The 25958-nt window shown below is 57.8% G+C and carries 25 protein-coding genes; 23 read left to right on the plus strand and 2 right to left on the minus strand.

What is annotated here, in order from left to right:
- Positions 1–81: 81 nt before the first annotated feature.
- Positions 82–2478 carry an ATP-dependent helicase gene (locus tag GOX61_RS04945; RefSeq protein ID WP_170331725.1) on the plus strand — a complete coding sequence of 799 codons (2397 nt, stop codon included), beginning with the start codon at positions 82–84 and terminating at the stop codon, positions 2476–2478.
- 407 nt (positions 2479–2885) lie between these two features.
- Here the strand turns inward: GOX61_RS04945 and GOX61_RS04950 are convergent, their stop codons facing one another.
- Positions 2886–3110: a DUF1127 domain-containing protein gene (locus GOX61_RS04950; protein WP_155147336.1), complete on the minus strand. Its 225-nt coding sequence runs from the start codon at positions 3108–3110 to the stop codon at positions 2886–2888.
- 965 nt (positions 3111–4075) lie between these two features.
- On the opposite strand from GOX61_RS04950, the gene mraZ reads away from it, so the two are divergent.
- The 10 genes from mraZ to GOX61_RS05000 all read left to right on the plus strand — a co-directional run bounded on the left by mraZ (position 4076) and on the right by GOX61_RS05000 (position 14125).
- Positions 4076–4543, plus strand: coding sequence for a division/cell wall cluster transcriptional repressor MraZ (mraZ, locus tag GOX61_RS04955; protein ID WP_367646937.1), 468 nt, complete (start codon positions 4076–4078; stop codon positions 4541–4543).
- Positions 4544–4547: 4 nt separating this feature from the next.
- Positions 4548–5543, plus strand: a complete 996-nt coding sequence (gene rsmH / locus GOX61_RS04960; RefSeq protein WP_170331839.1) for a 16S rRNA (cytosine(1402)-N(4))-methyltransferase RsmH — start codon at positions 4548–4550, stop codon at positions 5541–5543.
- A complete protein-coding gene (ftsL, locus tag GOX61_RS04965) occupies positions 5540–5908 on the plus strand; it encodes a cell division protein FtsL (RefSeq protein ID WP_170331727.1) in 369 nt (122 codons plus the stop codon). Before rsmH ends, ftsL begins: the two co-directional genes overlap by 4 nt.
- Positions 5905–7692, plus strand: a complete 1788-nt coding sequence (locus GOX61_RS04970; RefSeq protein ID WP_170331729.1) for a peptidoglycan D,D-transpeptidase FtsI family protein — start codon at positions 5905–5907, stop codon at positions 7690–7692. The genes ftsL and GOX61_RS04970 overlap by 4 nt, the downstream gene beginning before the upstream one ends.
- A gap of 21 nt (positions 7693–7713) precedes the next feature.
- On the plus strand, positions 7714–9195 hold the full coding sequence (locus tag GOX61_RS04975; RefSeq protein ID WP_155147340.1) for a UDP-N-acetylmuramoyl-L-alanyl-D-glutamate--2,6-diaminopimelate ligase: 1482 nt from the start codon (positions 7714–7716) through the stop codon (positions 9193–9195).
- A complete protein-coding gene (locus tag GOX61_RS04980) occupies positions 9192–10586 on the plus strand; it encodes a UDP-N-acetylmuramoyl-tripeptide--D-alanyl-D-alanine ligase (RefSeq protein WP_155147342.1) in 1395 nt (464 codons plus the stop codon). The genes GOX61_RS04975 and GOX61_RS04980 overlap by 4 nt, the downstream gene beginning before the upstream one ends.
- 36 nt (positions 10587–10622) lie before the next feature.
- Positions 10623–11705 carry a phospho-N-acetylmuramoyl-pentapeptide-transferase gene (mraY, locus tag GOX61_RS04985; protein WP_155147344.1) on the plus strand — a complete coding sequence of 361 codons (1083 nt, stop codon included), beginning with the start codon at positions 10623–10625 and terminating at the stop codon, positions 11703–11705.
- Entirely contained in the window at positions 11702–12238 is a 537-nt protein-coding gene (locus tag GOX61_RS04990) for an AAA family ATPase (RefSeq protein WP_170331731.1), read from the plus strand. Before mraY ends, GOX61_RS04990 begins: the two co-directional genes overlap by 4 nt.
- Before the next feature lie 5 nt (positions 12239–12243).
- A complete protein-coding gene (gene murD, locus GOX61_RS04995) occupies positions 12244–13644 on the plus strand; it encodes a UDP-N-acetylmuramoyl-L-alanine--D-glutamate ligase (RefSeq protein ID WP_170331734.1) in 1401 nt (466 codons plus the stop codon).
- 106 nt (positions 13645–13750) lie between these two features.
- On the plus strand, positions 13751–14125 hold the full coding sequence (locus GOX61_RS05000; RefSeq protein WP_155147350.1) for a glycine zipper family protein: 375 nt from the start codon (positions 13751–13753) through the stop codon (positions 14123–14125).
- Here the strand turns inward: GOX61_RS05000 and GOX61_RS05005 are convergent.
- The gene (locus GOX61_RS05005) at positions 14122–15303 is read right to left on the minus strand and encodes an NAD(P)/FAD-dependent oxidoreductase (protein WP_170331736.1); all 1182 of its coding nucleotides are present in this window, start codon (positions 15301–15303) and stop codon (positions 14122–14124) included. The genes GOX61_RS05000 and GOX61_RS05005 overlap by 4 nt on opposite strands.
- Before the next feature lie 150 nt (positions 15304–15453).
- Here GOX61_RS05005 and GOX61_RS05010 point away from each other — a divergent pair, with 150 nt between their 5' ends.
- The 12 genes from GOX61_RS05010 (at position 15454) to GOX61_RS05065 (ending at position 25689) form a co-directional block, all read left to right on the plus strand.
- Entirely contained in the window at positions 15454–16257 is an 804-nt protein-coding gene (locus GOX61_RS05010) for an arylamine N-acetyltransferase family protein (protein ID WP_170331738.1), read from the plus strand.
- A gap of 150 nt (positions 16258–16407) precedes the next feature.
- Complete coding sequence (gene ftsW / locus GOX61_RS05015; protein WP_155147354.1) at positions 16408–17571, plus strand: putative lipid II flippase FtsW; 1164 nt, start codon at positions 16408–16410, stop codon at positions 17569–17571.
- Positions 17571–18668 carry a UDP-N-acetylglucosamine--N-acetylmuramyl-(pentapeptide) pyrophosphoryl-undecaprenol N-acetylglucosamine transferase gene (locus GOX61_RS05020; protein WP_170331740.1) on the plus strand — a complete coding sequence of 366 codons (1098 nt, stop codon included), beginning with the start codon at positions 17571–17573 and terminating at the stop codon, positions 18666–18668. Before ftsW ends, GOX61_RS05020 begins: the two co-directional genes overlap by 1 nt.
- On the plus strand, positions 18665–20074 hold the full coding sequence (gene murC / locus GOX61_RS05025; RefSeq protein ID WP_170331743.1) for a UDP-N-acetylmuramate--L-alanine ligase: 1410 nt from the start codon (positions 18665–18667) through the stop codon (positions 20072–20074). Before GOX61_RS05020 ends, murC begins: the two co-directional genes overlap by 4 nt.
- A gap of 78 nt (positions 20075–20152) precedes the next feature.
- Positions 20153–20401 (plus strand): DUF2484 family protein, encoded by a 249-nt coding sequence (locus tag GOX61_RS05030; protein ID WP_170331843.1) that lies wholly within the window; start codon positions 20153–20155, stop codon positions 20399–20401.
- Entirely contained in the window at positions 20398–20649 is a 252-nt protein-coding gene (locus GOX61_RS05035; RefSeq protein WP_170331744.1) for a DUF2484 family protein, read from the plus strand. The genes GOX61_RS05030 and GOX61_RS05035 overlap by 4 nt, the downstream gene beginning before the upstream one ends.
- Complete coding sequence (locus GOX61_RS05040; protein WP_170331746.1) at positions 20649–20930, plus strand: hypothetical protein; 282 nt, start codon at positions 20649–20651, stop codon at positions 20928–20930. Before GOX61_RS05035 ends, GOX61_RS05040 begins: the two co-directional genes overlap by 1 nt.
- A gap of 52 nt (positions 20931–20982) precedes the next feature.
- Positions 20983–21912, plus strand: a complete 930-nt coding sequence (gene murB / locus GOX61_RS05045) for a UDP-N-acetylmuramate dehydrogenase (protein ID WP_170331748.1) — start codon at positions 20983–20985, stop codon at positions 21910–21912.
- Between the two features lie 109 nt (positions 21913–22021).
- On the plus strand, positions 22022–22939 hold the full coding sequence (locus GOX61_RS05050; protein WP_254436746.1) for a D-alanine--D-alanine ligase: 918 nt from the start codon (positions 22022–22024) through the stop codon (positions 22937–22939).
- Positions 22927–23934 carry a cell division protein FtsQ/DivIB gene (locus GOX61_RS05055; RefSeq protein WP_170331750.1) on the plus strand — a complete coding sequence of 336 codons (1008 nt, stop codon included), beginning with the start codon at positions 22927–22929 and terminating at the stop codon, positions 23932–23934. The genes GOX61_RS05050 and GOX61_RS05055 overlap by 13 nt, the downstream gene beginning before the upstream one ends.
- A gap of 8 nt (positions 23935–23942) precedes the next feature.
- Positions 23943–25277: a cell division protein FtsA gene (ftsA, locus tag GOX61_RS05060; RefSeq protein WP_155147583.1), complete on the plus strand. Its 1335-nt coding sequence runs from the start codon at positions 23943–23945 to the stop codon at positions 25275–25277.
- Positions 25264–25689, plus strand: a complete 426-nt coding sequence (locus GOX61_RS05065) for a hypothetical protein (RefSeq protein ID WP_367646938.1) — start codon at positions 25264–25266, stop codon at positions 25687–25689. Before ftsA ends, GOX61_RS05065 begins: the two co-directional genes overlap by 14 nt.
- Positions 25690–25958 lie beyond the last annotated feature (269 nt).

Genomic DNA, 25958 nt, shown 5'->3' on the forward strand with positions numbered 1-25958 from the left:
TGGAAAGAAATTTGAAAATCTGTGTGAACAAGCCGTGAACAAACCCTTTCCCTAGACGCCTATCCGGCGTAGTTTGGGTGAATGAGCAGTTTTGATGAAATGGACGCCTTCGAAGGCGCATCCCTGTCGACGCGGGCGATGGCCGCTCGACCGATGCCATATCTGGATGACCTCAATCCGGCGCAGCGCGACGCGGTTGAGCGGCTGGATGGACCGGTCCTGATGCTGGCGGGTGCTGGCACCGGTAAGACCAAGGCGTTGACCACCCGTATTGCGCATCTCCTGAATACGGGCCGAGCTCGCCCAAATGAGATCCTTTCGGTGACTTTCACCAACAAGGCCGCGCGTGAAATGAAGGAACGTGTCGGCCGCTTGTTGGGGCAGCCTGCCGAGGGCATGCCTTGGCTGGGCACATTCCACTCGATCTGCGTCAAACTGCTGCGACGCCATGCTGAACTGGTCGATCTGAAATCGAACTTCACCATTCTGGACAGCGACGATCAATTGCGGTTGCTCAAGCAACTGGTACAGGCCGCCAACATCGATGATAAACGCTGGCCCGCACGGATGCTGGCCGGGATCATTGATGACTGGAAAAACCGTGCACTGACACCGGACAAAGTCCCTACTGCAGACGCTGGAGCCTATAACAACAAAGGCATCGAGCTTTACGCCCAGTATCAGACCCGCCTGCGCGAACTGAATGCGGTGGATTTCGGGGATTTGCTGCTGCACATGGTCACGATCTTCCAGACCCATCAGGATGTGCTCGAGCAGTATCAGCGCTGGTTCCGCTACATCCTTGTGGACGAGTATCAGGATACCAACGTCGCTCAGTATCTCTGGCTGCGCCTGTTGGCCGGAGGGCACAAAAACATCTGTTGTGTCGGTGATGATGATCAGTCGATCTATGGCTGGCGTGGGGCCGAAGTCGGCAACATCCTGCGGTTTGAGAAAGATTTCCCCGGCGCATTCGTTGTGCGGTTAGAGCAGAACTACCGCTCGACCCCGCATATTCTGGCAGCGGCTTCCAACGTCATTCGCGGTAACGAAAGCCGATTGGGCAAAGAGCTTTGGACTGACCGTGAAGATGGCGAACAGGTTCGTCTGATTGGCCATTGGGATGGCGAGGAAGAGGCGCGCTGGATCGGGGAAGAGATCGACGCGATGCAGGGTGGCACACGCGGTGTGCGCCCCATGAAACTCGATGAAATTGCCATTCTTGTTCGTGCTTCGCACCAGATGCGCGCTTTCGAAGACCGCTTCTTGACTATCGGTCTGCCGTACAAGGTTATCGGTGGTCCGCGATTCTATGAGCGAATGGAGATTCGCGATGCCATGGCCTATTTCCGGCTGGTGGTTAGCCCCGAAGACGATCTGGCATTCGAGCGGATCGTAAACACGCCAAAGCGCGGACTGGGCGACAAGGCGCAGCAGACCATCCAGATGACCGCACGGGAAAACGGCGTGTCTCTGGTCGATGGGGCGCGGATAGCCGTTGATAACGGATTGATAAAAGGCAAGGGCGCCAAGGCGCTTCGCGAGCTGGTCGATGGTCTTGCGCGCTGGAATGCCATGACGCGAGGCCCAAGGATCGAATTCGACGACGATTCGGTGATCGATGATGGTACTGCTCCGATCCGCTACGGGGAGCCGGAACATAGTCACATCGAGTTGGCGCAGATCGTACTGGATGAGTCCGGCTATACTGCGCATTGGCAGAACGACAAGACACCCGAAGCACCCGGGCGGTTGGAAAACCTCAAGGAACTGGTCAACCAGCTGGACAATTTCGAGAATCTGCAAGGGTTTCTGGAACATGTCAGTCTGGTGATGGACAACGAACAGGACAGCGACGGGGCCAAGGTCTCGATCATGACCCTGCACGCGGCCAAAGGGCTGGAATTCCCGGCTGTTTTCCTGCCGGGGTGGGAGGATGGTTTGTTCCCCTCTCAGCGTTCTATGGACGAATCGGGACTAAAGGGCCTCGAGGAAGAACGGCGACTGGCCTATGTCGGCATTACGCGCGCCGAGGAGGTCTGCACTATATCATTCGCCGCCAACCGGCGCGTGTTTGGGCAATGGCAGAACTCGATGCCATCGCGTTTCATAGATGAATTGCCCGAGGATCACGTAGAGGTTCTGACCCCTCCGGGACTCTATGGTGGTGGTCAGCCCACAGCCGGGATTGAAACGCGCGCGGCTGAGGCCAACGTCTACAACTCGCCTGGTTGGAAACGAATGCAGGCGCGGCAGGGCCAATATGGCATGTCGCAACCGAAAGAGAGCAAGAATACGGTGATCGACGCAACTGCGGTCGCCAGTTTCACGCTGGGTGAGCGGGTGTTCCACCAGAAGTTCGGTTATGGCGGGGTCATCGGAATCGAAGGTGACAAGGTCGAAGTTGAATTCGATAAGGCCGGGACCAAAAAGGTTGTGGCCAGATTTCTGTCTGCCAAGGATGATATCCCGTTCTGATCCAGCGGAATTTGCCTGACGGCAAATGCTCAATCCTTGTTTATGGCGCCCGGTTCTGACCGTGGCGCCATTGTTTTGTTCAGGGAAAAGAAAAACGGCGGTTCCCAGGGAGGAGGAGGGGAACCGCCGTTCTTTTCTACATCAGGACAGGGAGGAGGAGAGCCCCGATGTATTCGAACCCGGGTTTGATCCCGGTATGGAGAAGACGCGGCGACGTCAGGGAGGAGGAGGCGTCGCCGCGCGCTTTCAACATCAAGGCAGGGAGGAGGAGAGCCCTGATGTATCGGCTTCCGGCATTTGAGGCCGGTATAAAGTGCGGCAGCATCAGGGAGGAGGAGAGATGCCGCCGCTGAAATACAGACCCTAAGGGAGGAAGAATGGGTCTGATCTCGTTGTTTCTGTTGCGCTTAGCGCGCGGATTGCTCTTCTGCCGCTTGCATCGCAATGCGGCGGATCATCGAACGGTGCAGGCCCAGATCGGCCAGCTCGCGGTTCGACAACGAAGACAGTTCGTTCACGGTCTGGCGGTACATGCGGTGCCGGGCGTAACGGACCTTTACCGCCTCAACCAGTGAAGCAAATCCAAATGTCGGTGCGCTTTTCAGCGCTGTGTGATTGGTTGCTACAGCCATTTTCGTAACCCGATTTACTATTGTTGCTGCCGGTGTGTTCCGGCGTTTGCTTGAGGATGAAAATAGGTGAATGCTGCGATTGCACAATAGGGTGCGACGTCAATGCTGCTATGCGGCAAGTGCATAGATTGGATGGTGTTTTTGCTTGAACCCCAAAAATCACCTTAAAAATACAGGTTTGAGGTTGCTTTACCGCAGGGCACCGTTTTCCGATGATTTTTGCCTACACTTTAGATGCCGGAATTTTGGACGGAATCTGTGAAATTCTGTGCGTTCTGTTAGCGAAGACTCTGCCTAAAAAATGTGCCTGGGAAATCATGGGACGCTTCTATGGGAATACATGGGTAAGTATCTCGATACTCGAAGCGGCACAGAGATGAGCATGGCTCGAAGGTGGGTTTATGGGTGATTCGGGTCTGATTTTGAGAACAAAACAAGATCAAGTAAGGCGTGTGATCCGAATCTTTGAAATATTTGGGAAATTATGGGAAAAAATGTCCTGCTAAAATGTTGTCTATATATAGTAGTGCTACTACTAAATTTTTGCATATAATGTGTAATTGACAAGATTGGGGTGAGTAATTTATCTCTTGTGATCGTTTTTATTGAGGGCAAGCCTCAAGAATTATATTGATTTCCATGAATTCCCATGGCATCCCTTATTCATCCGATGAGGACGAGGCAGAAGGGGCACCAAACGACCCCGAACCAAAAATACAAGAACAGGTTTCATACAGGCATCTCGCTTTCATCACTCAAGAGATCCGGCGCGCGGGCGAGCAGACATCCCCCCAGGTGGCGCGCGCAGCTGGACATCCCGCAAAGCGGGCGAATGCGGCGGGTTGATCAGTGGCAGCAGATCAACCCGCCGTTTTTAACTTCGGGGGGCGTGAAATTTAGGTGGGGCGCAAGCGAAAGGGACAGTCGTCTTGGCGCGCAGGTTCAGAGGCGAAAGCCAGCATAAGGTGGATACAAAGGGCAGGGTGTCGATCCCGGCCTCGTTTCGCCGTGTGCTTGAGGCATCTGATCCCAACTGGCAGCCCGGCGACAATCCAGAGCTCGTGATTGTCTACGGTGACCACCGCCGAAAATATCTTGAATGTTATACGATGGAGGCGATCGACGAGGTCGATGCCAAGATCGATGCACTGCCCCGCGGTTCGATGCAGCGTAAGATGCTGCAGCGCATGTTCCATGGTCAGTCATTCCCGACCAACGTAGACGAAACCGGTCGTCTGGTTCTGCCTGCAAAGCTGCGCAACAAGATCGAACTGGAAGGCGAGGCATTCTTTATCGCCGCCGGTGATACTTTTCAGATTTGGAAACCCGAGACCTACGAGGCCGAAGAACTGGCCGCAGCCGAAGAATGGCTGGATGACCTGCCTGACGATTTCGATCCGATGGAGTTCCTCGACGGTCCCGGGGATGCGTGACGGCATGGCCGGCGCGGATCATTCCCCTTCGGATAAGCCCCATATCCCTGTCTTGCTTCGCCCGTTGCTTGCGGCGGTTGCACCCGTTTCTGGTGTCTGGCTGGACGGTACTTTTGGCGCAGGCGGATATACGCGCGGATTACTGGAGGCAGGGGCCGACAAGGTCATCGGTGTAGACCGCGACCCACTGGCATTCGAAATGGCTGCGGATTGGGCAAAGGGCTATGGTGACCGGCTGGTGATGCAGCCTGGTGTATTTTCACGCATGGATGAATACGCACAAGACCTTGATGGTGTTGTGCTGGATCTTGGTGTCTCATCCATGCAGCTTGATCAGGCCGAGCGTGGCTTTTCCTTCATGAAGGACGGTCCGCTGGACATGCGGATGAGCCAGGACGGCGAAAGTGCCGCCGATCTGGTGAATACAGCGACCGAAGCACAACTGGCTGATATCCTGTTTCACTATGGCGAGGAGCGCGCCAGCCGGCGTATCGCCAAGGCTATCGTCAAGGCGCGGGCGGAAGAGCCGATCACGACAACTCTGCGTCTGGTCGAGATCATCGAATCCTGTCTGCCGCGCCCCAAGCCGGGGCAATCTCATCCTGCGACGCGTAGTTTTCAGGGTATTCGCATCGCAGTGAATGCTGAATATGAAGAGCTTTTCCAAGGACTTATGGCGGCCGAGCGGGCGTTGAAACCCGGCGGTCAGTTGGCTGTTGTCACCTTTCACTCGATCGAAGATCGCATGGTAAAGCGGTTCTTCCAGTCGCGCGCGGGCAAAACCGGTCGCGCAAACCGCTACGCACCTGAGATTGAGCAGGAACAGCCGCAGTTCACTTTGAAAACCCGCAAGGCCGTTGGCCCGGATGATCGGGAACTGCAGGAAAATCCGCGCGCGCGTTCAGCCAAGCTGCGTGTCGCCATTCGTACCGATGCCCCGGCGGGGGAAATTGATGCCCGCGCCATCGGAATGCCGCAACTTGGGGGAAGGGCAAGATGAAGAGTGTATTGTATGTGTTGACCGCCCTGGCCGTATTCGGGCTGGCTTTGTGGGCCTATCAGGAAAACTACCGCACGCAGCAGGTATTGAAGGAAACCCAGTCGCTGCAGCGTCAGATTGGCGCCGCTCAGGCGCGGCTGGCTGTTCTGAATGCAGAATGGGCTTACCTGAATCGGCCTGATCGCCTGCGCGAATTGGCGGACCTTAACTTTGAACGTCTAGGCCTGCTGCCATTGCGGGCCGAGCAGTTTGGTCGCGCTGATCAAATCGCTTATGCCGAAGATCCCGATCTGCCGATTGTCGATCCGATCGAATTGCAGGCCATCACAGACATTCAGGCACTGGGCGAGGTACAGATCCCATGACCCGCACACCGCTCCGCCCGCTTGCCCGCATTCTGGACGCCCGCGCCCGAGGCGAAAACCCCAAGGCGATCGAGCGTGAGAATATCCGCCAGCGTCACGAGGATATGAAAGACCGCGCCCGGGCCCGAGCCGAGGGGCGCTTGTTGGTGCTTGGGCTCTTTTTCTTCTGTGCGTTCGCTGTCGTCGGTGTGCGCATGGGCATGCTCGCCACTTCTGAGGCTCAGGAGCCTTTGGCAAGCGCACCTGGCGCATCCATTGCCATGCAGCGCGCAAACATCGTGGACCGTGAAGGGCGCATTCTTGCGACCAACCTGGACACCTATTCGGTATACGCACAACCACCTCTGATGATCGATCCGGAGGCGGCGGCGGATGAGCTGGTCAAAATCTTCCCAGATCTTGAAAAAGAGCGTCTGGTCAAGGATTTCACAGGCAAACGTAAGTTCCTCTGGATCAAGAAACGTATCTCACCCGAGCAGAAGCAAGCCGTACACGATATCGGCGATCCGGGCATTTTGTTTGGCCCGCGCGAAATGCGTCTTTATCCTAATGGGCGACTGGCGGCGCATATCCTCGGCGGAGCAGGTTTCGGCCGCGAAGGTGTCAGCGCTGCCGAGGTGATTGGCGTTGCGGGCGTTGAAAAACAGTTCGATGACTATTTGCGCGACCCCGCCAATGGCAACAAACCGCTGCAACTGTCGCTGGACCTGACTATTCAGGCCGCAGTCGAGCAGGTGCTGTACGGCGGCATGAAGATCATGAATGCCAAGGGTGCCTCGGCAGTGCTTATGAACGTGCACACCGGCGAGGTCATTTCAGCGGCATCGCTGCCATCGTTTGATCCCAATGACCGTCCGCGTCCGCCAACCTCGGGTTTTGATCCGTCGGACAGCCCACTGTTCAACCGATATGTTCAGGGCGTTTACGAGCTTGGTTCTGTGTTCAAGATTTTCACCGCCGCTCAGGCGGTGGAGATCGGGCTGGTGAACTCGAATACCATCATCGACACATCCGGCCCGATGAAAATCGGCCGCTTTCCGATCGGTGAATTCAACGGCAAAAACTACGGCAAGATCAGTGTTGCCGACGTGATCGTTCACAGTTCGAACCGGGGGACCGGGCGTCTGGCATTGCAGATCGGCGCGCAGCGGCAGCAGGATTTCCTGAGCACGCTGGGCATGTTTGAGCCAACTCCGTTCGAGATTGTCGAGGCAGCTGGTGGTGAGCCGCTCAAACCCAAGAAATGGGGCGAGCTCAGCACAGTGACGATTTCCTATGGCCATGGCCTTTCGACAAGTCCGATGCATCTGGCGGCGGGCTATGCGGCGATTGCCAATGGGGGGCATTATGTCAGCCCGACGATTCTGCGTCGCAACGGTCCGCAATACGGCCCGCGCGTCCTGTCTGAGAATGCCGCAACGCAGGCACAGAAGATGTTGCGCAAGGTCGTGACCGATGGCACCGCCAGCTTTGGCGATGTTCCCGGCTATGATGTGGCAGGTAAAACCGGCACAGCGGACAAGCCGAAACCGCGCGGCGGATATTATGATGACAAGGTCATCGCGACATTCGCCACTCTGTTTCCGGCCTATGATCCTAAATATGTGCTGATCGTCACTTTGGACGAACCTTCCATCGTGGCCTATGGCGAAAAGCGCCGTACAGCAGGCTGGACAGCGGTGCCGGTCGCTGCCGAACTGATCGGTCGCATCGCACCGCTTCTGGGTCTCAGACCACGGCTTGAGCCTGAGGCGGGCGCTGCTATAACGCTGACCTCAAACTAGGCAGAACCAGGCAGGTGGGGCATGGGCGCAAGGTCAAAGAAACTCAGCCAACTGGCCCTGACCGCGCGGGGTGGAAGCAATCCCGACATAACCGGGCTGGCGGTCGATAGCCGCGAGGTCAAGGACGGGTTCCTTTTTGCAGCACTTCCCGGAACGCGCGTGCATGGCGGCGAATTCATTCAGTTTGCCTTGCGTATGGGCGCAGCTGCGATCCTGACAGATGCAAAAGGGGCCGAGATTGCGGCCGAAGAATTGGTGGCCTCGGATGCCGCACTAATCGTTGTCGAAGATCCGCGTCAGGCACTCGCCTATTCCGCAGCATTGTGGTTCGGTGCGCAGCCCAAGACCATCATCGCCGTGACCGGAACCAATGGCAAAACGTCCGTTGCGACATTCGTGCGCCAGATCTGGACCGAGCTTGGCCACGCTGCAATCAACCTAGGCACAACCGGTGTTGAAGGGGCATGGACTGCACCGTTGGCACACACGACACCCGAACCAATCACACTGCATCGGTGTCTGGCGGACGCGGCGGACAATGGCGTAACCCATGCCGCGATGGAGGCATCGTCTCATGGGCTCGAACAACGCCGCCTGGATGGTGTACATCTCACGGCGGCGGGATTTTCGAACTTCACGCAGGATCATCTGGATTATCACGACACGTTCGAGGCCTATTTTGCCGCCAAGGCCGGGCTGTTTGACCGCGTCCTGCCTCAGGATGGCATCGCCGTTATCAACCTCAGTGACCCAAAAGGTGCCGAGATGCGCCGGGTCGCCGAAGCCCGGGGCCAGACGGTACTCACCGTCGGCTCAGAGGATGCGGACCTGTGCCTGCTGAACCAGCGGTTTGATGCAACCGGTCAGGATTTGCGCTTTTCATGGCGAGGCAAGACATTCCAGACCCGGCTGAATCTGATTGGCGGGTTTCAGGCTGAAAATGTTCTGCTGGCCTGTGCTCTGGTCATCGCAGGTGGTGAAGATCCCGAGCGGGTTTTCGAAACCCTTCCGCATCTGACGACTGTACGTGGGCGGATGCAACTGGCTGCGACCCGTGACAACGGCGCAGCAGTTTTTGTCGATTATGCACATACTCCGGATGCGGTCGCCACTGCACTGAAAGCGATGCGCCCACACGTCATGGGACGGCTGATTGCCATTGTCGGCGCCGGCGGGGATCGCGATGCCACAAAGCGTCCGTTGATGGGCAAGGCAGCCGCAGATCACGCCGACATTGTATTTGTCACCGACGACAATCCCCGCAGCGAGGATCCAGCCATCATTCGCGCAGCTGTGATGGGGGGGGCGCCTGAGGCGACCGAGGTCGGAGACCGCGCGGAGGCTATCCTACGCGGGATTGATGCGCTGCAACCCGGCGATGCGCTGTTGATTGCGGGCAAAGGGCATGAAACCGGTCAGATCGTTGGTGATCAGGTTCTTCCGTTCGATGATGTGGAACAGGCCAGCATTGCTGTTGCGGCTTTGGATGGGAGGGTTGCATGACACTCTGGACTGCAGCCGAGGCCGCCGAGGCAACAGGTGGACGCACGACAGGTGATTGGAGCGTGAATGGCGTTTCCATCGATACCCGGACTATTCAGCCCGGAGATCTGTTTGTCGCCCTCAAAGCTGCCCGTGATGGGCATGATTTTGTGGCGCAGGCGCTTGAAAAGGGCGCCGGGGCAGCGCTGGTGTCCCGTATTCCCGAAGGTGTGTCCGAAGACGCGCCGCTGCTGATTGTTGAGGACGTTCAGACCGGGCTCGAAGCGCTGGGGCAGGCTGCCCGTGCGCGCAGTGATGCCCGGGTCGTCGGCGTAACCGGGAGTGTTGGCAAAACCTCGACCAAAGAGATGCTGGCCACGATCCTGTCCGGTCAGGGACGAACCCATGCAAGTGTTGCCAGCTACAACAACCACTGGGGCGTACCGCTAACGCTGGCGCGGATGCCGCGCGATACGGAATATGCGGTGATTGAGATCGGCATGAACCACCCCGGGGAAATCGGACCGCTGGCCCGACAGGCCAAGCCGCATGTGGCGCTGGTCACGACTGTGGCTGCTGTTCACCTGGAGGCTTTCGAGTCCGTCGCAGGTATCGCTCAAGAAAAAGCAGCTATATTCGAGGGCCTTACGGATAACGGCTCAGCTATTGTGAATGCTGACATCGAACATGCCGACATTCTACGTGACTGCGCCGATGAACGCGGCGCAAAGATCGTAGATTTCGGCACTCAGGCACAAGGTTACGCGCTGAAGGATGTGGTCCAATCTGCCGATGCCGTGCGCGCGACGGCCAGTGCCGATGACAAGCCGATTACCTTTGACGTTCAGTCTGCTGGCACACATTTTGCGATGAACGCACTGGGTGCCCTGGCAGCATGCGTCGAGTTGGGCGTGGATCTGGATCAGGCCATCGCTGGGCTAAGGCAGTGGTCCCCGGTCAAGGGGCGGGGCGTGCGTGAGGCGCTGTCTCTGGCCGGTGGCGGGCAGATCGAACTATTGGACGACAGCTACAACGCCAACCCCACCTCGATGGCTGCAGCTCTAGATGTGCTGGCCGCAGCCGAGGGCAAGCGCCGCATCGCGTTTCTGGGCGACATGAAAGAGCTGGGCTCGGCAGAAGTGGCGATGCATGCAGCAATGGCAGATGTGGATGCGATGGCTCGCGTCGATCTGGTGCATAGCATTGGTCCGCTGATGAAGGCACTGCATGACGCCTTGCCTGCGGGCAAGCGTGGGCTGTGGTTTGAAACAAGTGACGAAATGGCGGCGCATTTGCCCGACCTGATTCAGGATCAGGATGTGGTGCTGGCCAAGGGATCGCTCAGCATGGCGCTGGCACGGATTGTTGACGGTTTGCGTAAAATGGGGCAAGGGGGCGCGCTTGATCAATGACCGCACCCGCGACCTCTGTGTGAGAAAGGTTTTGTAATGCTCTATTGGTTGACCGCGCTGTCGGACGGAGGGGACTTTTTTAACCTCTTCCGCTATATCACGTTCCGCGCGGGCGGTGCCTTTCTGACTGCGCTTATCTTCGGTTTTCTGTTTGGCAAGCCGCTGATCAACGTTCTGCGCAAGAAACAGGGTAAGGGCCAGCCTATCCGTGATGACGGCCCCGAGGGGCATTTCTCGAAGGCCGGCACACCGACCATGGGCGGTTTGCTGATCGTTGGTGCTCTGGTCACCTCGACGCTGATCTGGGCGCGCTGGGATAATCCATACATGTGGATGGTGCTGTTTGTGACACTGGCCTACGCGGCGATCGGGTTCGCGGATGACTATGCCAAGGTGTCCAAGCAGAACACCAAGGGCGTTTCGGGCAAGATGCGATTGGCGCTGGGGATTCTGATCGCCGTGCTCGCGGCGCTCTGGGCCTCGCTGCACCATCCCGAAGCACTGCAAAATCAACTCGCTTTGCCGATCTTCAAAGATACTCTGATCAATCTCGGCATCTTTTACATCCCGTTTTCGATCATCGTTATCGTCGGTGCCGCAAATGCGGTGAACCTGACCGATGGCCTTGACGGGCTTGCGATTATGCCGGCCATGATTGCCGCATCAACCCTTGGCATCATTGCCTATGCGGTTGGTCGGGTCGACTTTACCGAATATCTGGATGTGCACTATGTTCCGGGAACCGGCGAGATATTCATCTTCACCTCTGCCTTGTTCGGCGCCGGACTGGGATTCCTGTGGTACAACGCGCCGCCTGCTGCGGTGTTCATGGGCGATACCGGATCGCTGGCGCTGGGTGGCGCATTGGGCGCGATTGCGGTGGCCACCAAACACGAGCTTGTCCTTGCGGTAGTTGGTGGCCTGTTCGTGGTCGAGGCGCTGAGCGTGATCATTCAGGTCCTGTATTTCAAACGGACCGGCAAGCGTGTCTTCCTCATGGCGCCGATCCATCATCATTATGAGAAAAAGGGCTGGGCGGAGCCCACGATCGTCATCCGTTTCTGGATCATTTCCCTGATCCTCGCGATGATCGGTCTGGCAACGTTGAAGGTTCGGTGAAACCGCGCAGGATCGTTCTCTCAGGCTGTTCCGGGGGTGGTAAGTCCACCCTGCTGCAGGAGATGTCAGAGCGCGGCTATGCCACGGTTTCTGAACCCGGGCGGCGAGTGATCGCGCTGGAACGGCATAACAATGGGCAGGCATTTCCATGGTCTGACCCAAAGGCATTTTGCTTCCGTGTCATCGAAACTGCGTTGGCGGATTTTCATAACGCTCAGCAGGATCAGGTGATATTCGACCGTTCAGCTCTGGACGCGTTGATCTGGTTTGACCGAACGGGAACGCCATTAGCCGCTGATATTCGTCGCGCAATACTGGATGTCGGTTATGATCGTCATGTATATCTGACTCCGTCATGGCCTGAGATTTTTGAGCAGGATCAGGACCGGCAGCATGATTTCGAGCAGGCCCTTGCAGAATACCAAGCGTTATGCGACCGCTTACCTGAATACGGGTTTGTACCGGTTGTGGTCCCGAAAATGGCCGTGATCCTTCGTGCGAACTGGTTGGAAGAGCAACTGTCAAAAGGGTGAGCGGCATGATCCCGGTCAAAGGGTTTTCAGGACAAAAAGTTGGGGTTCTGGGACTGGGCCGATCAGGGCTGGCCGCAGCGCGGGCGCTGCGTGCGGGCGAGGCCGAGGCTATTTGCTGGGACGACAACCCAGCTGCGCGCGACGCCGCCGAGGCTGAAGGTTTTACTTGCGCTGATCTGCGCCGACAGGGCGCCTTTGATGATATCGTGTCACTGATTGTCTCGCCGGGCATTCCACATCTGTATCCCGAACCCAACCCGGTCGTGGTCGCCGCGTTGGAAGCCGGGGTTCCCGTCGACAACGACATAGGGCTGTTTTTTCGATCCTTTGCGGGGCCCGAATGGAACAATCTCGAAACCCCGCCACGGGTCATTGCTGTGACGGGTTCGAATGGCAAGTCGACCACCGCCGCACTAATCCATCACATCCTGACCGAGGCCGGGCGCGACTCTCAGCTTGCGGGCAATATCGGGCGTGGAGTTCTGGATATCGATCCCGGTGGTGATGGATCGGTTGTGGTGCTGGAACTCAGCAGTTATCAGACCGAGCTGGCGCGGTCATTGACGCCGGATATCGCTGTTTTCACCAATCTCTCACCGGATCATCTGGATCGTCACGGCGGAATGGGCGGCTACTTTGCCGCCAAGCGCCGCCTGTTCGCCGAAGGTGGGCCTGACCGCGCTGTCATCGGCATCGATGAAACCGAAGGAGCGTTTCTGGCGGGGCAACTGGCCGAAGGGCCCGCAGATGATCGGGTCATCCGTGTCTCGGTCGACCGCAAGCTGACAGGGCCGGGCTGGCAGGTATTTGCGCGTAAGGGGTTCCTCTCGGAATATCGAAAAGGTCGTCAGGCAGGTTCAATTGATCTGCGTGAAATCAAGGGGCTTCCGGGCGCGCATAACCATCAGAACGCCTGTTCAGCTTATGCGGCCTGCCGTTCGCTGGGGCTGGCGCCGCGTGTGATCGGACAGGCGCTGCACAGCTATCCCGGGCTGCCGCATCGCAGCCAGATCATCGCTGAGGCAGATGGGGTCACCTATGTGAACGACTCCAAAGCCACCAACGTTGACAGCGCGCTCAAAGCTCTCAGCGCGTTCCGAAACATCCGCTGGATTTGTGGCGGGCTTGAGAAAGAAGGCGGCCTGTCTGCACTGAACGCTGCCGGGGATGCGGTGCTCAAAGCCTATGTCATCGGGCGTGAAGCCGCCGGTTTCGCGATGCAGCTTGAGGCCGAGGCCGAGGTTTGCACCACGATGGCCGCAGCAGTCGAGCAGGCGATGAAAGATGCCGCACCCGGAGAAACGGTCCTGCTTGCGCCAGCAGCAGCCAGTTTCGATCAGTATGACAATTTTGAACAGCGCGGAGATGATTTCGTTGCTGAGGTCAAAAAACGGCTGGCGGAATAGCCCCGTTTGCAATTGACCGCCGTTTCAGTCAAGGTTTCAGGTGATTAGCTTGACGCCATAATCGAATTGGTTTTGCTTCTCTGTAATTCAACAAGAGGTCATCGTTATGACAAACCGTAAGTCTTTTCTGATCCTTCCCGTGCTTATGCTGGCCGGTGCCTGCGCCAACACCGGCGCCAACTACCAGCCCGTTATCGATGGCCCGGTCGGACCAAACTACAGCAATGATCTGGCGCAGTGTCAGCAACTGGCCGCGTCTCAGGCAGCAGTCGATGGCAGCACTGCAGGCAATGCAGCCATTGGCGCGGCAGGTGCGGCGGCAACGACTGCGATCATTCAGGACAGCAGTGATAACCTGGGTCGTGCGGCAGCGGCGGGTGCTCTGCTTGGCGCCGGTGCAGACGTTTATGCCAAGAACCAAAACCGTGAAGTGATCGTGCGCAACTGCATGCGCGGACGTGGCTACAACGTCGTAGGCTAAGCTTTGCTGGCGATCGCAGTTCCTGCAGCATGGCCCGAGGACCACGCCCACTGGAAATTGTAGCCGCCCAGCCAGCCGGTGACATCTACCGCTTCACCAATTGCATAGAGGCCAGGGATTTCCTTGGCCTCCATCGTTTTTGACGACAGATTATCGGTATCGATGCCGCCCAGGGTCACCTCGGCCGTGCGATACCCTTCCGTTCCCGATGGCAGCAGGCTCCACTCGGAAAGGGCAGTGACCAGATCTGTCAGTTTTGCATCCGACTGATCGGCCAGATTACCTGACATCGGAATGTGCTGGCCCAGATAGTCGACCAGTCGCCCGGGTAGGTGTTTTGTCAGTTCCGTGGTCAGTGCCTTGCGACCACCGCTTTGCCGTTGCTCCTTCAGCAGGTCGAATAGCGGTAAATTCGGGATCAGATTGACCCGGATCGTTTCGCCTTCGCGCCAAAAGGATGATAATTGCAGCACTGATGGCCCGCTCAGTCCACGATGCGTGAACAGCAGTGCTTCGTCAAAGCTGGTACGGTCATTGGACAGGCGCGCGGGCAGGGAAACACCGGACAGATCCTTGAATTCACCGTTCGAGAACGTGAACGGAACCAGCGCTGCGCGCGTCTCGGTCATGCTAAGCCCGAATTGATCTGCGATGTCATAAGCCAACCCTGTGGCTCCCATCTTGGGGATCGATTTGCCGCCCGTGGCCAGCACCAGATTGGTGCAGGTCAGATCAATGCGCTGCCCCTCTCTTTCGACATCCAGCGCAAAGCCTTCCTCGGCCTTGCGCAGATCGCGCAGTGAGGTTTGCAACCAAAGCTCAGCGCCTACGCGCTCCATCTCGTTGACCAGCATCGAAACGATCTGCTTCGACGACCCATCACAGAACAGCTGCCCAAGCGTCTTTTCATGCCATGCGATGTCGTGGCGGTTTACCAGATCTATGAAATCCCACTGCGTATAGCGGGCAAGCGCTGATTTGCAGAAATGTGGGTTCTGCGACAGGAAGTTGGCAGGTCCCGCATACATGTTGGTAAAGTTGCAGCGCCCGCCGCCCGAGATGCGGATTTTTTCGCCAGGCGCTTTGGCGTGATCGATCACCAACACACGCCCGCCACAATGCATGGCGCACATCATACCGGCTGCACCGGCACCAAGGATGATCGTGTCAAATCTCATATGCTGCGCATGGCGTGGATTGGGGGTGAAGGCAAGGGGGCAAAGCCGCGGTGAAGGCTCCGAAGTTTTAGCTTGAGCTCAACCCAACTTGAGGAATTACAAAGATACTTGTCATGATGTTTCGGCACAAAAGACTTGGAAGGTGCAGAGATGAATCTGGAAAACTACCTCGAACGCATCACTTACTCGGGCACCTTGAAACCTGATCGCGCCACGCTCGACGATCTGTTCGCAGCCCAATTGGCCACGGTTGCCTTTGAAAATCTCGATCAGCAGATGGGCGTGCCGGTATCGGGAGATCTGCGCGACATCTATGCGAAGATTGTCCTTCAAAAGCGCGGAGGGTGGTGTTTTGAGCTGAACGCTCTTTTCAGTTGGGCGCTGCAGGAGGTTGGATTCAGCGTGTCCTTTCTGGCTGGCCATGTCGGCCCGGATCGACCCTCCTTGGATCAGGCGCCCGATCATATGTTACTGAGGGTAGATTGTGACGAGCCATTGCTTGTCGATGTCGGCTTCGGGGGTGCGATGTCTGCCCCGGTCCCGCTCAGGCCCGATACGGTTACGCAGCAACCCTATACCATTAGCCTTGCCGCCCAACATAATGGCTTCATTCAATATTCAGAGAATGCAGGGGGCAGCGAAGCCGGCTACTGGTTTACGTTGGATGAAGTAGAACCAAGCGTATTTCTGCCCGCCAGTAAGAAGTTGCAAACTGACCCGGACTCGCCGTTTCTGCGCACATTGACGGCCCAACGACGTTACGCCAGTAGGCATGTCGTCCTGCGTGGTCTGGTCAAGCGCACTCTGGATTCTGCGGGAACTCGTGAGGAAGTACTTGCGACACCAAAAGCCTTGGTGGATTGCCTGAAGTATGATTTTGGCCTCGAGATTCCGGCAATTGCCAACAGTTGGCCCCGGATCAAGCAGCGGCACGAAGACCTCTTTGTGAGTTGATGTCTGCATGGCTGATCCGCGACCGGCTACACAGCTGAGCGGATTTACCCATCACCTCTCATTCCGCTAGCCCAAACGTAAAAATCACTGTAGTGTCTCAATCAGACCCCGAAAACGGGGCGCGAGCGAGGCAGAGAGTGGCGGTATCTCATGACTGAGATGGTGTATGGCGCGGTCCAGGACCAGCGCGGAGAACCGATTCTACCAAAGTGGTGGCGGACGATTGATCGCTGGACAATGTCCTGCGTTCTGATCCTGTTTGTCATCGGTTTGTTGCTGGGGCTGGCTTCATCGCCGCCACTGGCCGGGCGCAACGGGTTCGACCCGTTCCACTATGTCGAACGTCAGGCGTTCTTCGGCGGATTGGCGCTGATCGCGATGCTGTTGACGTCGATGATGTCGCCCACGCTGGTGCGGCGGTTGGCTGTGCTGGGATTTCTGGCAGCCTTTGTTGCGCTGGCCTTTTTGCCGATCTTCGGCACCGATTTCGGCAAAGGCGCGGTGCGGTGGTATTCGCTGGGCTTTGCATCATTGCAACCGTCCGAGTTTCTCAAGCCCGGATTTGTCGTCGTTGCCGCATGGCTGCTGGCCGCATCGCAGGAAATCAACGGCCCTCCGGGGCGGATCTGGTCCTTCGCGCTGTGTATGGCCATCGTAGGCATGCTGGTGATGCAGCCTGATTTTGGTCAGGCCTGTCTGATCCTTTTCGGCTGGGGCGTGATGTACTTTGTTGCCGGGGCGCCGATGCTGCTGCTGGTTGGTATGGCAGGCTTTGTCGTGCTGGGCGGTATGTTCGCGTATTCGAATTCTGAACACTTCGCTCGCCGCATCGATGGCTTTCTAAACCAGGAGGTCGATCCGACCACCCAGCTTGGCTATGCCACCAACGCAATCCGCGAGGGCGGTTTGTTTGGCGTGGGCGTGGGCGAGGGGCAGGTGAAATGGTCGCTGCCTGATGCGCATACCGATTTCATCATTGCTGTAGCGGCAGAGGAATACGGATTGATCCTGGTTCTGATCATCATCGCGCTTTATTCAATCATCGTGGTGCGTTCGCTGCTGCGGTTGATGCGGGAACGCGACATGTTCGTGCGTCTGGCCGGTACCGGTCTGGCTTGCATGTTTGGTGTTCAGGCGATGATCAACATGGGCGTGGCTGTGCGCCTGCTGCCCGCCAAAGGCATGACGCTGCCATTTGTCAGCTATGGCGGTTCGTCCCTCATCGCGGGCGGCATCGCGGTCGGCATGCTGCTGGCCTTCACCCGAACACGCCCACAGGGCGAACTTGGCGATATTCTGCGCGGAAGAGGATAATGGGGAAACCTTACCTGTTGATTGCGGCTGGCGGTACCGGGGGCCACATGTTCCCGGCACAGGCACTGGCCGAGGCGATGCTGCAAAAGGGCTGGCGCGTGCGCTTGTCCACCGATGCGCGCGGCGCGCGTTATACCAGCGGCTTCCCGCACACGACCGAGATTGTCGAGGCCTCTTCGGCGACCTTCGCCCGTGGTGGTCTGGCAGCCAAAGCATTGGCCGGGCCAAAGATTGCCGGTGGTGTGACCAGCATGGCGTTTCAGCTCTTGCGTGACAAACCGGATGTAGTCGTGGGCTTTGGTGGTTATCCTTCGATCCCGGCGCTGAGTGCTGCGACGATGCTGGGAATCCCCCGGATGATCCATGAACAAAATGGCGTTCTGGGCCGCGTAAACCAACTGTTTGCAACACGTGTCGCTCATGTGGCCTGCGGTGTCTGGCCGACGGACCTGCCCGAAGGAGCGAATGGGATCCACACGGGCAATCCTGTGCGTGCGGCCGTGCTCGAGCGTGCAGCGGCAGGATACATCCCGCCGGGCGAATATCCGATGTCGGTCCTTGTGATGGGCGGTTCGCAGGGCGCGCGCATTCTCAGTGATATGGTGCCGGGTGCCATTGCCGCTCTGCCAGAGTTTCTGCGCTCATATGTCCGCGTCTCCCATCAGGCACGCGACGAGGATGGTGAGCGGGTCTCGGCCTTCTACGCCGAACACGGTATCAAGGCTGACGTGCAACCCTTCTTTCAGGATGTTCCACGCCGCATGTCTGAGGCGCAATTGGTGATCTCACGCTCAGGCGCGTCAAGTGTCGCTGACATCTCGGTTATCGGGCGTCCGTCGATCCTGATCCCGTTCGCCGCCGCTGCAGGCGACCACCAGACCGCCAACGCCCGCGGGTTGGTTCAGGCCGGTGGCGCGATCATGATTCCAGAAAACGCGCTTGACGTTCCTTCGCTGACCGAGCAAATGACCACGGTTCTGACGAACCCCGAAGCCGCACAGAAAATGGCCCATGCCGCCTTGTCGGTTGGGGCGCCTGATGCCACCGAGCGTCTGGTCGCCCTTGTCGAACAACTGGCGCAGAAGGAGACCACATGAATCCAGCAACCAAACTGCCACAGGACGTAGGGCCGATCCATTTCGTAGGGATCGGTGGAATCGGGATGTCCGGGATTGCCGAAGTGCTGCTCAATCTGGGGTACCAGGTGCAGGGTTCGGACCTGAAGGCGTCCAAGATTACGGATCGTCTGGCAGGTCTGGGTGCTGAAATCTTTGTTGGTCAGCGGGCCGAAAACCTGAAGAATGCGGCCGTAGTTGTTGTTTCGACTGCAATCAAACCGGGTAACCCGGAACTGGACGAGGCAAGGGCGCAAGGCTTGCCCGTCGTGCGCCGCGCCGACATGCTGGCGGAGTTGATGCGCCTGCGATCGAACATCGCCATCGCGGGGACGCATGGCAAAACCACCACCACAACGATGATGGCCGAACTGATGGTGGCAGGCGACTTTGATCCCACCGTGATCAACGGCGGCATCATCCATGCCTATGGCTCGAACGCCCGGATGGGGCAGGGTGAATGGATGGTGGTCGAAGCGGACGAATCCGACGGCTCGTTCAACCGACTGCCCGCAACCATCGCTATCGTTACCAATATCGACCCCGAGCATATGGAGCATTGGGGTGACTTCGACACCCTGCGCGACGGCTTTTATGAGTTTGTCTCGAACCTCCCGTTCTACGGCCTCGCGGTCTGCTGCACGGACCATGCCGAAGTGCAGACGCTGGTCGGTCGCATCTCAGACCGGCGCGTCCGGACTTATGGGTTCAATGCACAGGCTGATGTGCGGGCTGTGAATCTGACCTACCAGGGCGGGGTTGCGCATTTCGACATTCACCTGCGCCATGAGGATAAGGTGATCGAGGGCTGCACCTTGCCGATGCCCGGTGATCATAACGTCTCGAACGCGCTGAGTGCCGTGGCCGTTGCCCGTCATCTGGGCATGAAGGCTTCTGAAATTCGCGAGGCTCTTGCTAACTTTGGTGGTGTCAATCGTCGCTTCACCAAGGTCGGAGAGATCGATGGGGTCACAATCATCGACGACTACGGTCACCACCCGGTTGAAATCGCGGCAGTGCTGAAAGCCGCGCGTCAGGCGACCGAAGGCCGGGTCATCGCAGTGCATCAGCCGCACCGCTATTCTCGCCTGTCCAACCTGTTTGATGATTTCTGCACCTGCTTTAACGACGCCGACGTCGTGGCGATTGCCGAAGTATTCGCAGCCGGTGAAGACCCGATCGAAGGCGCAAGCCGCGATGATCTGGTCGAAGGTCTTATCCGTCATGGTCACCGCCACGCGCGGGCGATCCTGAATGAAGATGATTTGGAGCGTCTGGTGCGCGAACAAGCCCGTCCGGGCGATATGGTTGTGTGCCTCGGGGCAGGTACGATCAGTGCGTGGGCCAACGGTTTGCCCGAGCGTTTGCAAAGGAAACAAGCCGTTTGACGTTGTATACCATTTAGGTGCACAACTTCAGGATGTGGTTTCGTGCACGCGAAATCCGGTACGGTCTCAGAGGCGCGCATGCAATTATCTGTCGTCTTTTCCGCCCTTTGGGTGATCTGCGCCACAATTGTGGCCATGCTGCCGATGCGGTTGCAATTCCCGCCCGGCATCATTCTTCTGATTTGCGCGCCTATGCTGATTATCTGGCTGGGATTTGATTTCGGCTGGATCATATCAGCGCTGGCCTTTGCGGCCTTTGCCTCAATGTTCCGCAATCCACTTCGCTATTACTGGCGCAAATGGGTGCGCGGGGAGGTGATGGAATGAGCTGGTCTATCGCGCTAGCCGGTCTGTGGGGAATTGCGGCCAACGTATTGGCGATGATCCCTAGCAAGGACAACCACTGGACCCGCGCCTATGTTCTGATCGCTGTGGGCATACCTATTTTAGGCTACGTGACTTATGAGAATGGTCCTTGGATCGGGCTGATCGTTCTGGCCATGGGCATGTCCATGTTGCGCTGGCCTGTGATTTATCTGGGGCGGTGGTTGCGACGCATCGGTCGAAAAATCTAATGGAAGAAACGCTAAGTACATTCAGTGCGGTCGCATTGATTGTTTTCGTTGTCGTTACTGCTTTGGCATACTTTGCAGCAAAGAAAGGTTGTGGGTGGGTCGTTATGTGCCTGATTGTCATAACAGTTCTAACCGCTGCGTATTGGTTTCCTTCTCAAGACGCTATCCCGCAGGAAAATGATGATTTTTTACGCTTCATTTTGTCCTGGGCTTTGGTTATTCCGGCGGTCTTTGGAGCCATGCTGGGGGGACTAATCAGTTTTTTAAAGCGGAAAACCTGATGTTCGAAGTGGCAAAGATGACATATGACTGCGCCTTGGGTAGAAGGTGAAAATGACGATCGATACACTCACCGTTCGCGGCAAGCTGACAAAACAGAAAAACCTTAACGACCTTACATGGCTGCGGGTCGGCGGTCCGGCGGATTACCTGTTCCAGCCCGCCGATCTGGAAGGCCTACAAAAATTCCTGCGCGATTTACCGACAGACGTTCCAATCTTTCCTATGGGTGTTGGCTCGAACCTCATCGTTCGCGATGGTGGGTTACGCGCGGTTGTGATCCGTCTTGGTCGTGGCTTCAACGGCATCTCGGTCGAAGGTAATACGGTTACGGCGGGTGCCGCCGCGCTGGATGCGCATGTGGCGCGCAAGGCCGCGGATGCGGGTGTTGACCTGACTTTCCTGCGCACAATTCCGGGTTCGATCGGCGGCGCGGTGCGGATGAATGCCGGCTGTTACGGCAGCTACACAGCGGACGTGCTGCGTAAGGCCACGATTGTTACCCGACAAGGAGAGGTCGTGGATCTTTCCCCCGAAGAACTGAATTTCCGCTATCGTCAGTCCGATCTGCCCGAAGGCGCGGTTCTGGTTTCTGCCACGCTCGAAGGGCCGTCCGGAGACGCGGAAGAACTGCATGCACGCATGACAGCACAGCTGCAAAAACGTGACGAGACGCAACCGACCAAAGATCGCAGCGCTGGCTCGACATTCCGAAATCCGGCCGGTTTCTCATCTACTGGCCGCGCTGATGACGTCCACGACCTCAAGGCGTGGAAGGTGATTGATGATGCGGGGATGCGTGGTGCGACCAAAGGTGGGGCGCAGATGAGCCCGAAGCACTCGAATTTCATGATCAACACCGGTGAAGCCACCGCCGCCGACCTCGAAGGTCTGGGTGAAGAGGTGCGAAAAAAGGTTTACGAAACAAGCGGCATCACGCTAGAGTGGGAAATCATGCGGGTCGGTGAACCGCTGAAAGAATAAAGCCCTGGCCGTCAGACCAATAACAGGCAATTTAAGGCGACGGATCAAAGGCATAAACGCAGTATGGACCACCACATAAGGTCCAGGGACATTGAGGCGCACGTTGGGTATGTCGAGCAGGACAAACCCCAAAGTGGCGGTATTGATGGGTGGACCCTCGGCGGAACGCGAGGTGTCTCTCAGCAGCGGGCGCGAATGCGCAACCGCCCTCAGGGGAGAAGGCTATGAAGTGGTCGAACTGGACGCAGGTCCCGACCTATATGCGCGCCTTTTGGACATCAAACCGGATGTAGTTTTCAACGCCCTGCATGGCCGCTGGGGCGAAGATGGCTGTGTACAGGGCCTGCTGGAGTGGATGCGCATCCCATACACGCATTCGGGTGTTCTGGCCTCGGCTCTGGCCATGGACAAGCAGCGCAGCAAAGAGGTGTACGAGGCCGAAGGTCTGCCTGTTGTGCCCAGCGTGATCGTTCCCAAGGTTGAGGTGATCGAAGTTCACGTGATGGAGCCGCCCTATGTGGCCAAGCCTAATAACGAGGGCTCGAGCGTCGGCATCTACATCGTGCACGAAGGGTCGAATGGCCCTCCGCAGCTGTCCGAGGATATGCCGGATCAGGTGATGGTCGAGAAATACGTCGCGGGTCGTGAACTGACCGTAACGGTTATGGGTGACCGCGCACTGACCGTGACAGAAATCATGACGGATGGTGGCTGGTACGATTACGACGCCAAGTACAAGCCCGGTGGTTCGTGGCATGTTTTACCAGCCGAGATCCCGCAAGACATCTTTGATCGTTGCATGGACTATGCCCTGCGCGCCCATAACGCTTTGGGATGCAAGGGGGTCAGCCGTACCGACTATCGCTGGGATGACAGCATGGGCGCGGATGGGCTGTTCCTGCTGGAAACCAACACGCAACCCGGCATGACGCCAACGTCTCTGGTGCCCGAGCAAGCAGCGCATCTTGGTATGACTTTTGGTCAGCTCTGCGCCTGGATGGTGGAGGACGCCTCATGCGACCGCTGACTGCCACCCGGGCCCCCGTGATCCACAGGTCCAAACAGCTGGCAGGGCCGGACGCAGATTTCAATGACGCCCCTCAGCCGGACAGCGATGTCGCACCGAAGCTACGGTTGCGTGGTGCGGGTCTGTTCGGTCGCAACTCCGGTCGCTCTGATCCGGCTCCATCGCGTTTCAGCTATCGTTTTCAACGGTGGATGCTGACGCCGGGCATTCGCCTTGGTGTGAAGGTCGGCCTGCCACTTTGCGCGATAGCCGCGGCTATGGGGCTTTATTTTGCATCCAATGATCGGCGAGAGGCGGTTACCGCCTATATCGCGGACATCCGTACCTCAATTCAGGAACGCCCGGAATTCATGGTCAATCTGATGGCCATCGACGGCGCAGGCACAGGCCTGTCCGAGGATATTCGTGAGGTCGTGCCACTGGATTTCCCGATCAGTTCCTGGGATTTGGATGTCGAACAGATCCGCGATGTGATCACCGGTCTCGATCCTGTGAAATCGGCAACGGTTCGTATTCGTCCGGGCGGTGTTCTGCAGGTTGATGTTGTCGAACGTCAGCCGGTTATCGTCTGGCGTACCCGCAATGGGGTCGAGCTGCTGGACGAAACCGGTGCGCATGTAAAGCCGGTCACGTCCCGGGCCGATCATGCGGGCCTTCCGCTGATCGCTGGGAAGGGAGCGGATCAGCACGTTTCTGAAGCGATGGAAATCCTCGCAACATCGCGCAGCCTTGGGGATCGCGTACGCGGTCTCGTCCGCATTGGCGAGCGACGCTGGGATCTGGTTCTGGATCGGGGACAGCGCATCATGCTGCCGGTTGAACGCCCGGTGCGCGCGCTCGAACGGGTGCTGGCTGTGAACGAGGTGCAGGACCTTCTGGAGCGCGACGTGGCCGTTGTGGATATGCGCCTCGGACAGCGACCGACGATCAGAATGACCAAAGCCGCCAGCGAAGACTGGTGGAATACAAAAGTGACAGTGGGTAACGGGCAGTAACGAATATGATGACCGATCTTTATCAGTCCCAGCGGGCTATGCGGCAGATGCGCAGACAGGCAATGCAACGCGGGGTCGTTGCCATTCTGGATGTGGGCAGTTCCAAGATCGCCTGTCTCGTGCTGCGCTTCGACGGGACCGGTCGGCTGAGTGAGGACAATTCGATCGGCTCAATGGCCGGTCAGACGGGGTTCCGTGTCATCGGCGCGGCAACCACCCGATCGCGCGGGGTGCAGTTTGGCGAAGTTACCGCCATGCAGGAAACCGAACGCGCAATCCGGACTGCTCTGCAGGCGGCACAGAAGATGGCCGACATTCGTGTTGACCACGTCATTGCATGTTTCTCAGGCGCCAACCCGCGTTCCTACGGTCTGGACGCGCAGGTTGATCTCGAAGGTCAGCTGGTCACCGAGGCCGAGATCGGCAGGGTGCTGAACGCCTGCGACGTGCCGGACTATGGGGCAGGGCGCGAGGTGCTGCACGCGCAACCGGTGAACTTTGCGCTCGACAACCGCTCGGGCCTGATCGACCCGCGCGGACAGCTGGGCCAGTCGCTGGCGGTGGACATGCATATGCTGACCGTTGACGCCGTGGCGATCCAGAATATCGTCCGCTGTATCAAACGCTGCGATCTGGAACTGGCGGGGATTGCGAACTCCGCCTATGTCTCGGGTGTCTCTGCGCTGGTCGAGGATGAGCAGGAACTGGGGGCGGCATGTATCGACATGGGCGGCGGTACCACCAGCGTGTCGATCTTCATGAAGAAACACATGATCTACGCCGATTGCGTGCGCATGGGCGGTGATCACGTCACATCGGATATCTCGATGGGTCTGGGCGTTCCTGCATCGGTGGCCGAGCGGATCAAAACCTTTAATGGCGGGGTTCATGCCACGGGCGCGGATGACCGCGATCTGATTGATATCGGTGGTGACACCGGTGATTGGGAGCACGATCGCCGCACCGTAAGTCGTGCCGAGCTGATCGGCATTATGCGTCCACGTGTCGAGGAAATCCTCGAAGAAGTACGCGTCCGCCTTGATGCCGCAGGATTTGAGCATATGCCCAGCCAGCAGATCGTACTGACCGGTGGCGGCAGCCAGATTATGGGTCTGGACGGACTGGCCAGTCGCATTCTGGGGCAGCGCGTTCGCCTTGGTCGCCCACTACGGGTTCATGGGCTTCCTCAGTCTGCTACGGGGCCAGGTTTTTCGTCTGCCGTGGGCCTCAGCCTGTTTGCAGCGCATCCGCAGGATGAATGGTGGGATTTCGAGATCCCGGTCGACACCTACGCGGCACGCCCGTTCAAGCGCGCCGTGCGCTGGTTCCGTGACAACTGGTAGGGTCATCCGTCGGGCCATCGCGGGGTTGCTGGCAGCCCTGCTGCCCGCTCAGGTGTCAGCGCAGACCGTTATAACGCCGGACGAGTTTCTGGATGCGGTCGTGGGTAAAACCATCAAGTTCTATGAGGTTCGCAGCGGTTTCCTTGTGGGGACCGAACAGTTTCTGAACCGATCAACTTCGGTCTGGCGAATGGAGGGGCGGGGATGTGTCTATGGTCAGATCACCACTCCGAATGGTCAGATCTGTTTTCTGTACGATGACGATCCCGACGGCATCCCGGTTTGCTGGTGGCCGTTCCTGCACGAAGATCGCCTGCTGGTTCGATTGGCCACGTTCCTTAACAGCGAAACGCAGGAGGTGCGCAGCATCACTGAGGATGGTGTGAATTGTCCAAGTACCCCAATCAGCTAAAGATTCGGGTTGCGGTATCGAATTTTATCCCTCAAGATATCCACAGGGCCCGTCAGAGGCCTGGCGGCAGGACTGAGCAGTTTTCCGCAATATGATCAGATGCTCCGAAGCGTCGCATGTCTGTGGTTTTGCGGACTGCGCCGGTCGGTTGCTTTGTGCTGTCCGGTTGCAAAACCGCAACATTTGCGCATCACAGCAAAATGACGCCGGATCAGGCCTTATTTCTTCCATATTTTGTGGGTTCGCGCGATTTTTGGCGTGACCTTTGT

Origin of the sequence: Ruegeria arenilitoris, from assembly GCF_013030265.1 — a bacterium.
Taxonomy (GTDB): Bacteria; Pseudomonadota; Alphaproteobacteria; order Rhodobacterales; family Rhodobacteraceae; genus Ruegeria; species Ruegeria arenilitoris_E.

Bases quoted from the DNA above. Each gene is read 5' to 3' on its own strand.
- GOX61_RS04945 (WP_170331725.1), top strand. From the start codon at position 82: ATGAGCAGTTTTGATGAAATGGACGCCTTCGAAGGCGCATCCCTGTCG.
- GOX61_RS04950 (WP_155147336.1), bottom strand. From the start codon at position 3,110: ATGGCTGTAGCAACCAATCACACAGCGCTGAAAAGCGCACCGACATTT.
- rsmH (WP_170331839.1), top strand. From the start codon at position 4,548: ATGGCCGGCGCGGATCATTCCCCTTCGGATAAGCCCCATATCCCTGTC.
- ftsL (WP_170331727.1), top strand. From the start codon at position 5,540: ATGAAGAGTGTATTGTATGTGTTGACCGCCCTGGCCGTATTCGGGCTG.
- GOX61_RS04970 (WP_170331729.1), top strand. From the start codon at position 5,905: ATGACCCGCACACCGCTCCGCCCGCTTGCCCGCATTCTGGACGCCCGC.
- GOX61_RS04975 (WP_155147340.1), top strand. From the start codon at position 7,714: ATGGGCGCAAGGTCAAAGAAACTCAGCCAACTGGCCCTGACCGCGCGG.
- GOX61_RS04980 (WP_155147342.1), top strand. From the start codon at position 9,192: ATGACACTCTGGACTGCAGCCGAGGCCGCCGAGGCAACAGGTGGACGC.
- mraY (WP_155147344.1), top strand. From the start codon at position 10,623: ATGCTCTATTGGTTGACCGCGCTGTCGGACGGAGGGGACTTTTTTAAC.
- murD (WP_170331734.1), top strand. From the start codon at position 12,244: ATGATCCCGGTCAAAGGGTTTTCAGGACAAAAAGTTGGGGTTCTGGGA.
- GOX61_RS05000 (WP_155147350.1), top strand. From the start codon at position 13,751: ATGACAAACCGTAAGTCTTTTCTGATCCTTCCCGTGCTTATGCTGGCC.
- GOX61_RS05005 (WP_170331736.1), bottom strand. From the start codon at position 15,303: ATGAGATTTGACACGATCATCCTTGGTGCCGGTGCAGCCGGTATGATG.
- GOX61_RS05010 (WP_170331738.1), top strand. From the start codon at position 15,454: ATGAATCTGGAAAACTACCTCGAACGCATCACTTACTCGGGCACCTTG.
- ftsW (WP_155147354.1), top strand. From the start codon at position 16,408: ATGACTGAGATGGTGTATGGCGCGGTCCAGGACCAGCGCGGAGAACCG.
- GOX61_RS05020 (WP_170331740.1), top strand. From the start codon at position 17,571: ATGGGGAAACCTTACCTGTTGATTGCGGCTGGCGGTACCGGGGGCCAC.
- murC (WP_170331743.1), top strand. From the start codon at position 18,665: ATGAATCCAGCAACCAAACTGCCACAGGACGTAGGGCCGATCCATTTC.
- GOX61_RS05030 (WP_170331843.1), top strand. From the start codon at position 20,153: ATGCAATTATCTGTCGTCTTTTCCGCCCTTTGGGTGATCTGCGCCACA.
- GOX61_RS05035 (WP_170331744.1), top strand. From the start codon at position 20,398: ATGAGCTGGTCTATCGCGCTAGCCGGTCTGTGGGGAATTGCGGCCAAC.
- GOX61_RS05040 (WP_170331746.1), top strand. From the start codon at position 20,649: ATGGAAGAAACGCTAAGTACATTCAGTGCGGTCGCATTGATTGTTTTC.
- murB (WP_170331748.1), top strand. From the start codon at position 20,983: ATGACGATCGATACACTCACCGTTCGCGGCAAGCTGACAAAACAGAAA.
- GOX61_RS05050 (WP_254436746.1), top strand. From the start codon at position 22,022: ATGTCGAGCAGGACAAACCCCAAAGTGGCGGTATTGATGGGTGGACCC.
- GOX61_RS05055 (WP_170331750.1), top strand. From the start codon at position 22,927: ATGCGACCGCTGACTGCCACCCGGGCCCCCGTGATCCACAGGTCCAAA.
- ftsA (WP_155147583.1), top strand. From the start codon at position 23,943: ATGACCGATCTTTATCAGTCCCAGCGGGCTATGCGGCAGATGCGCAGA.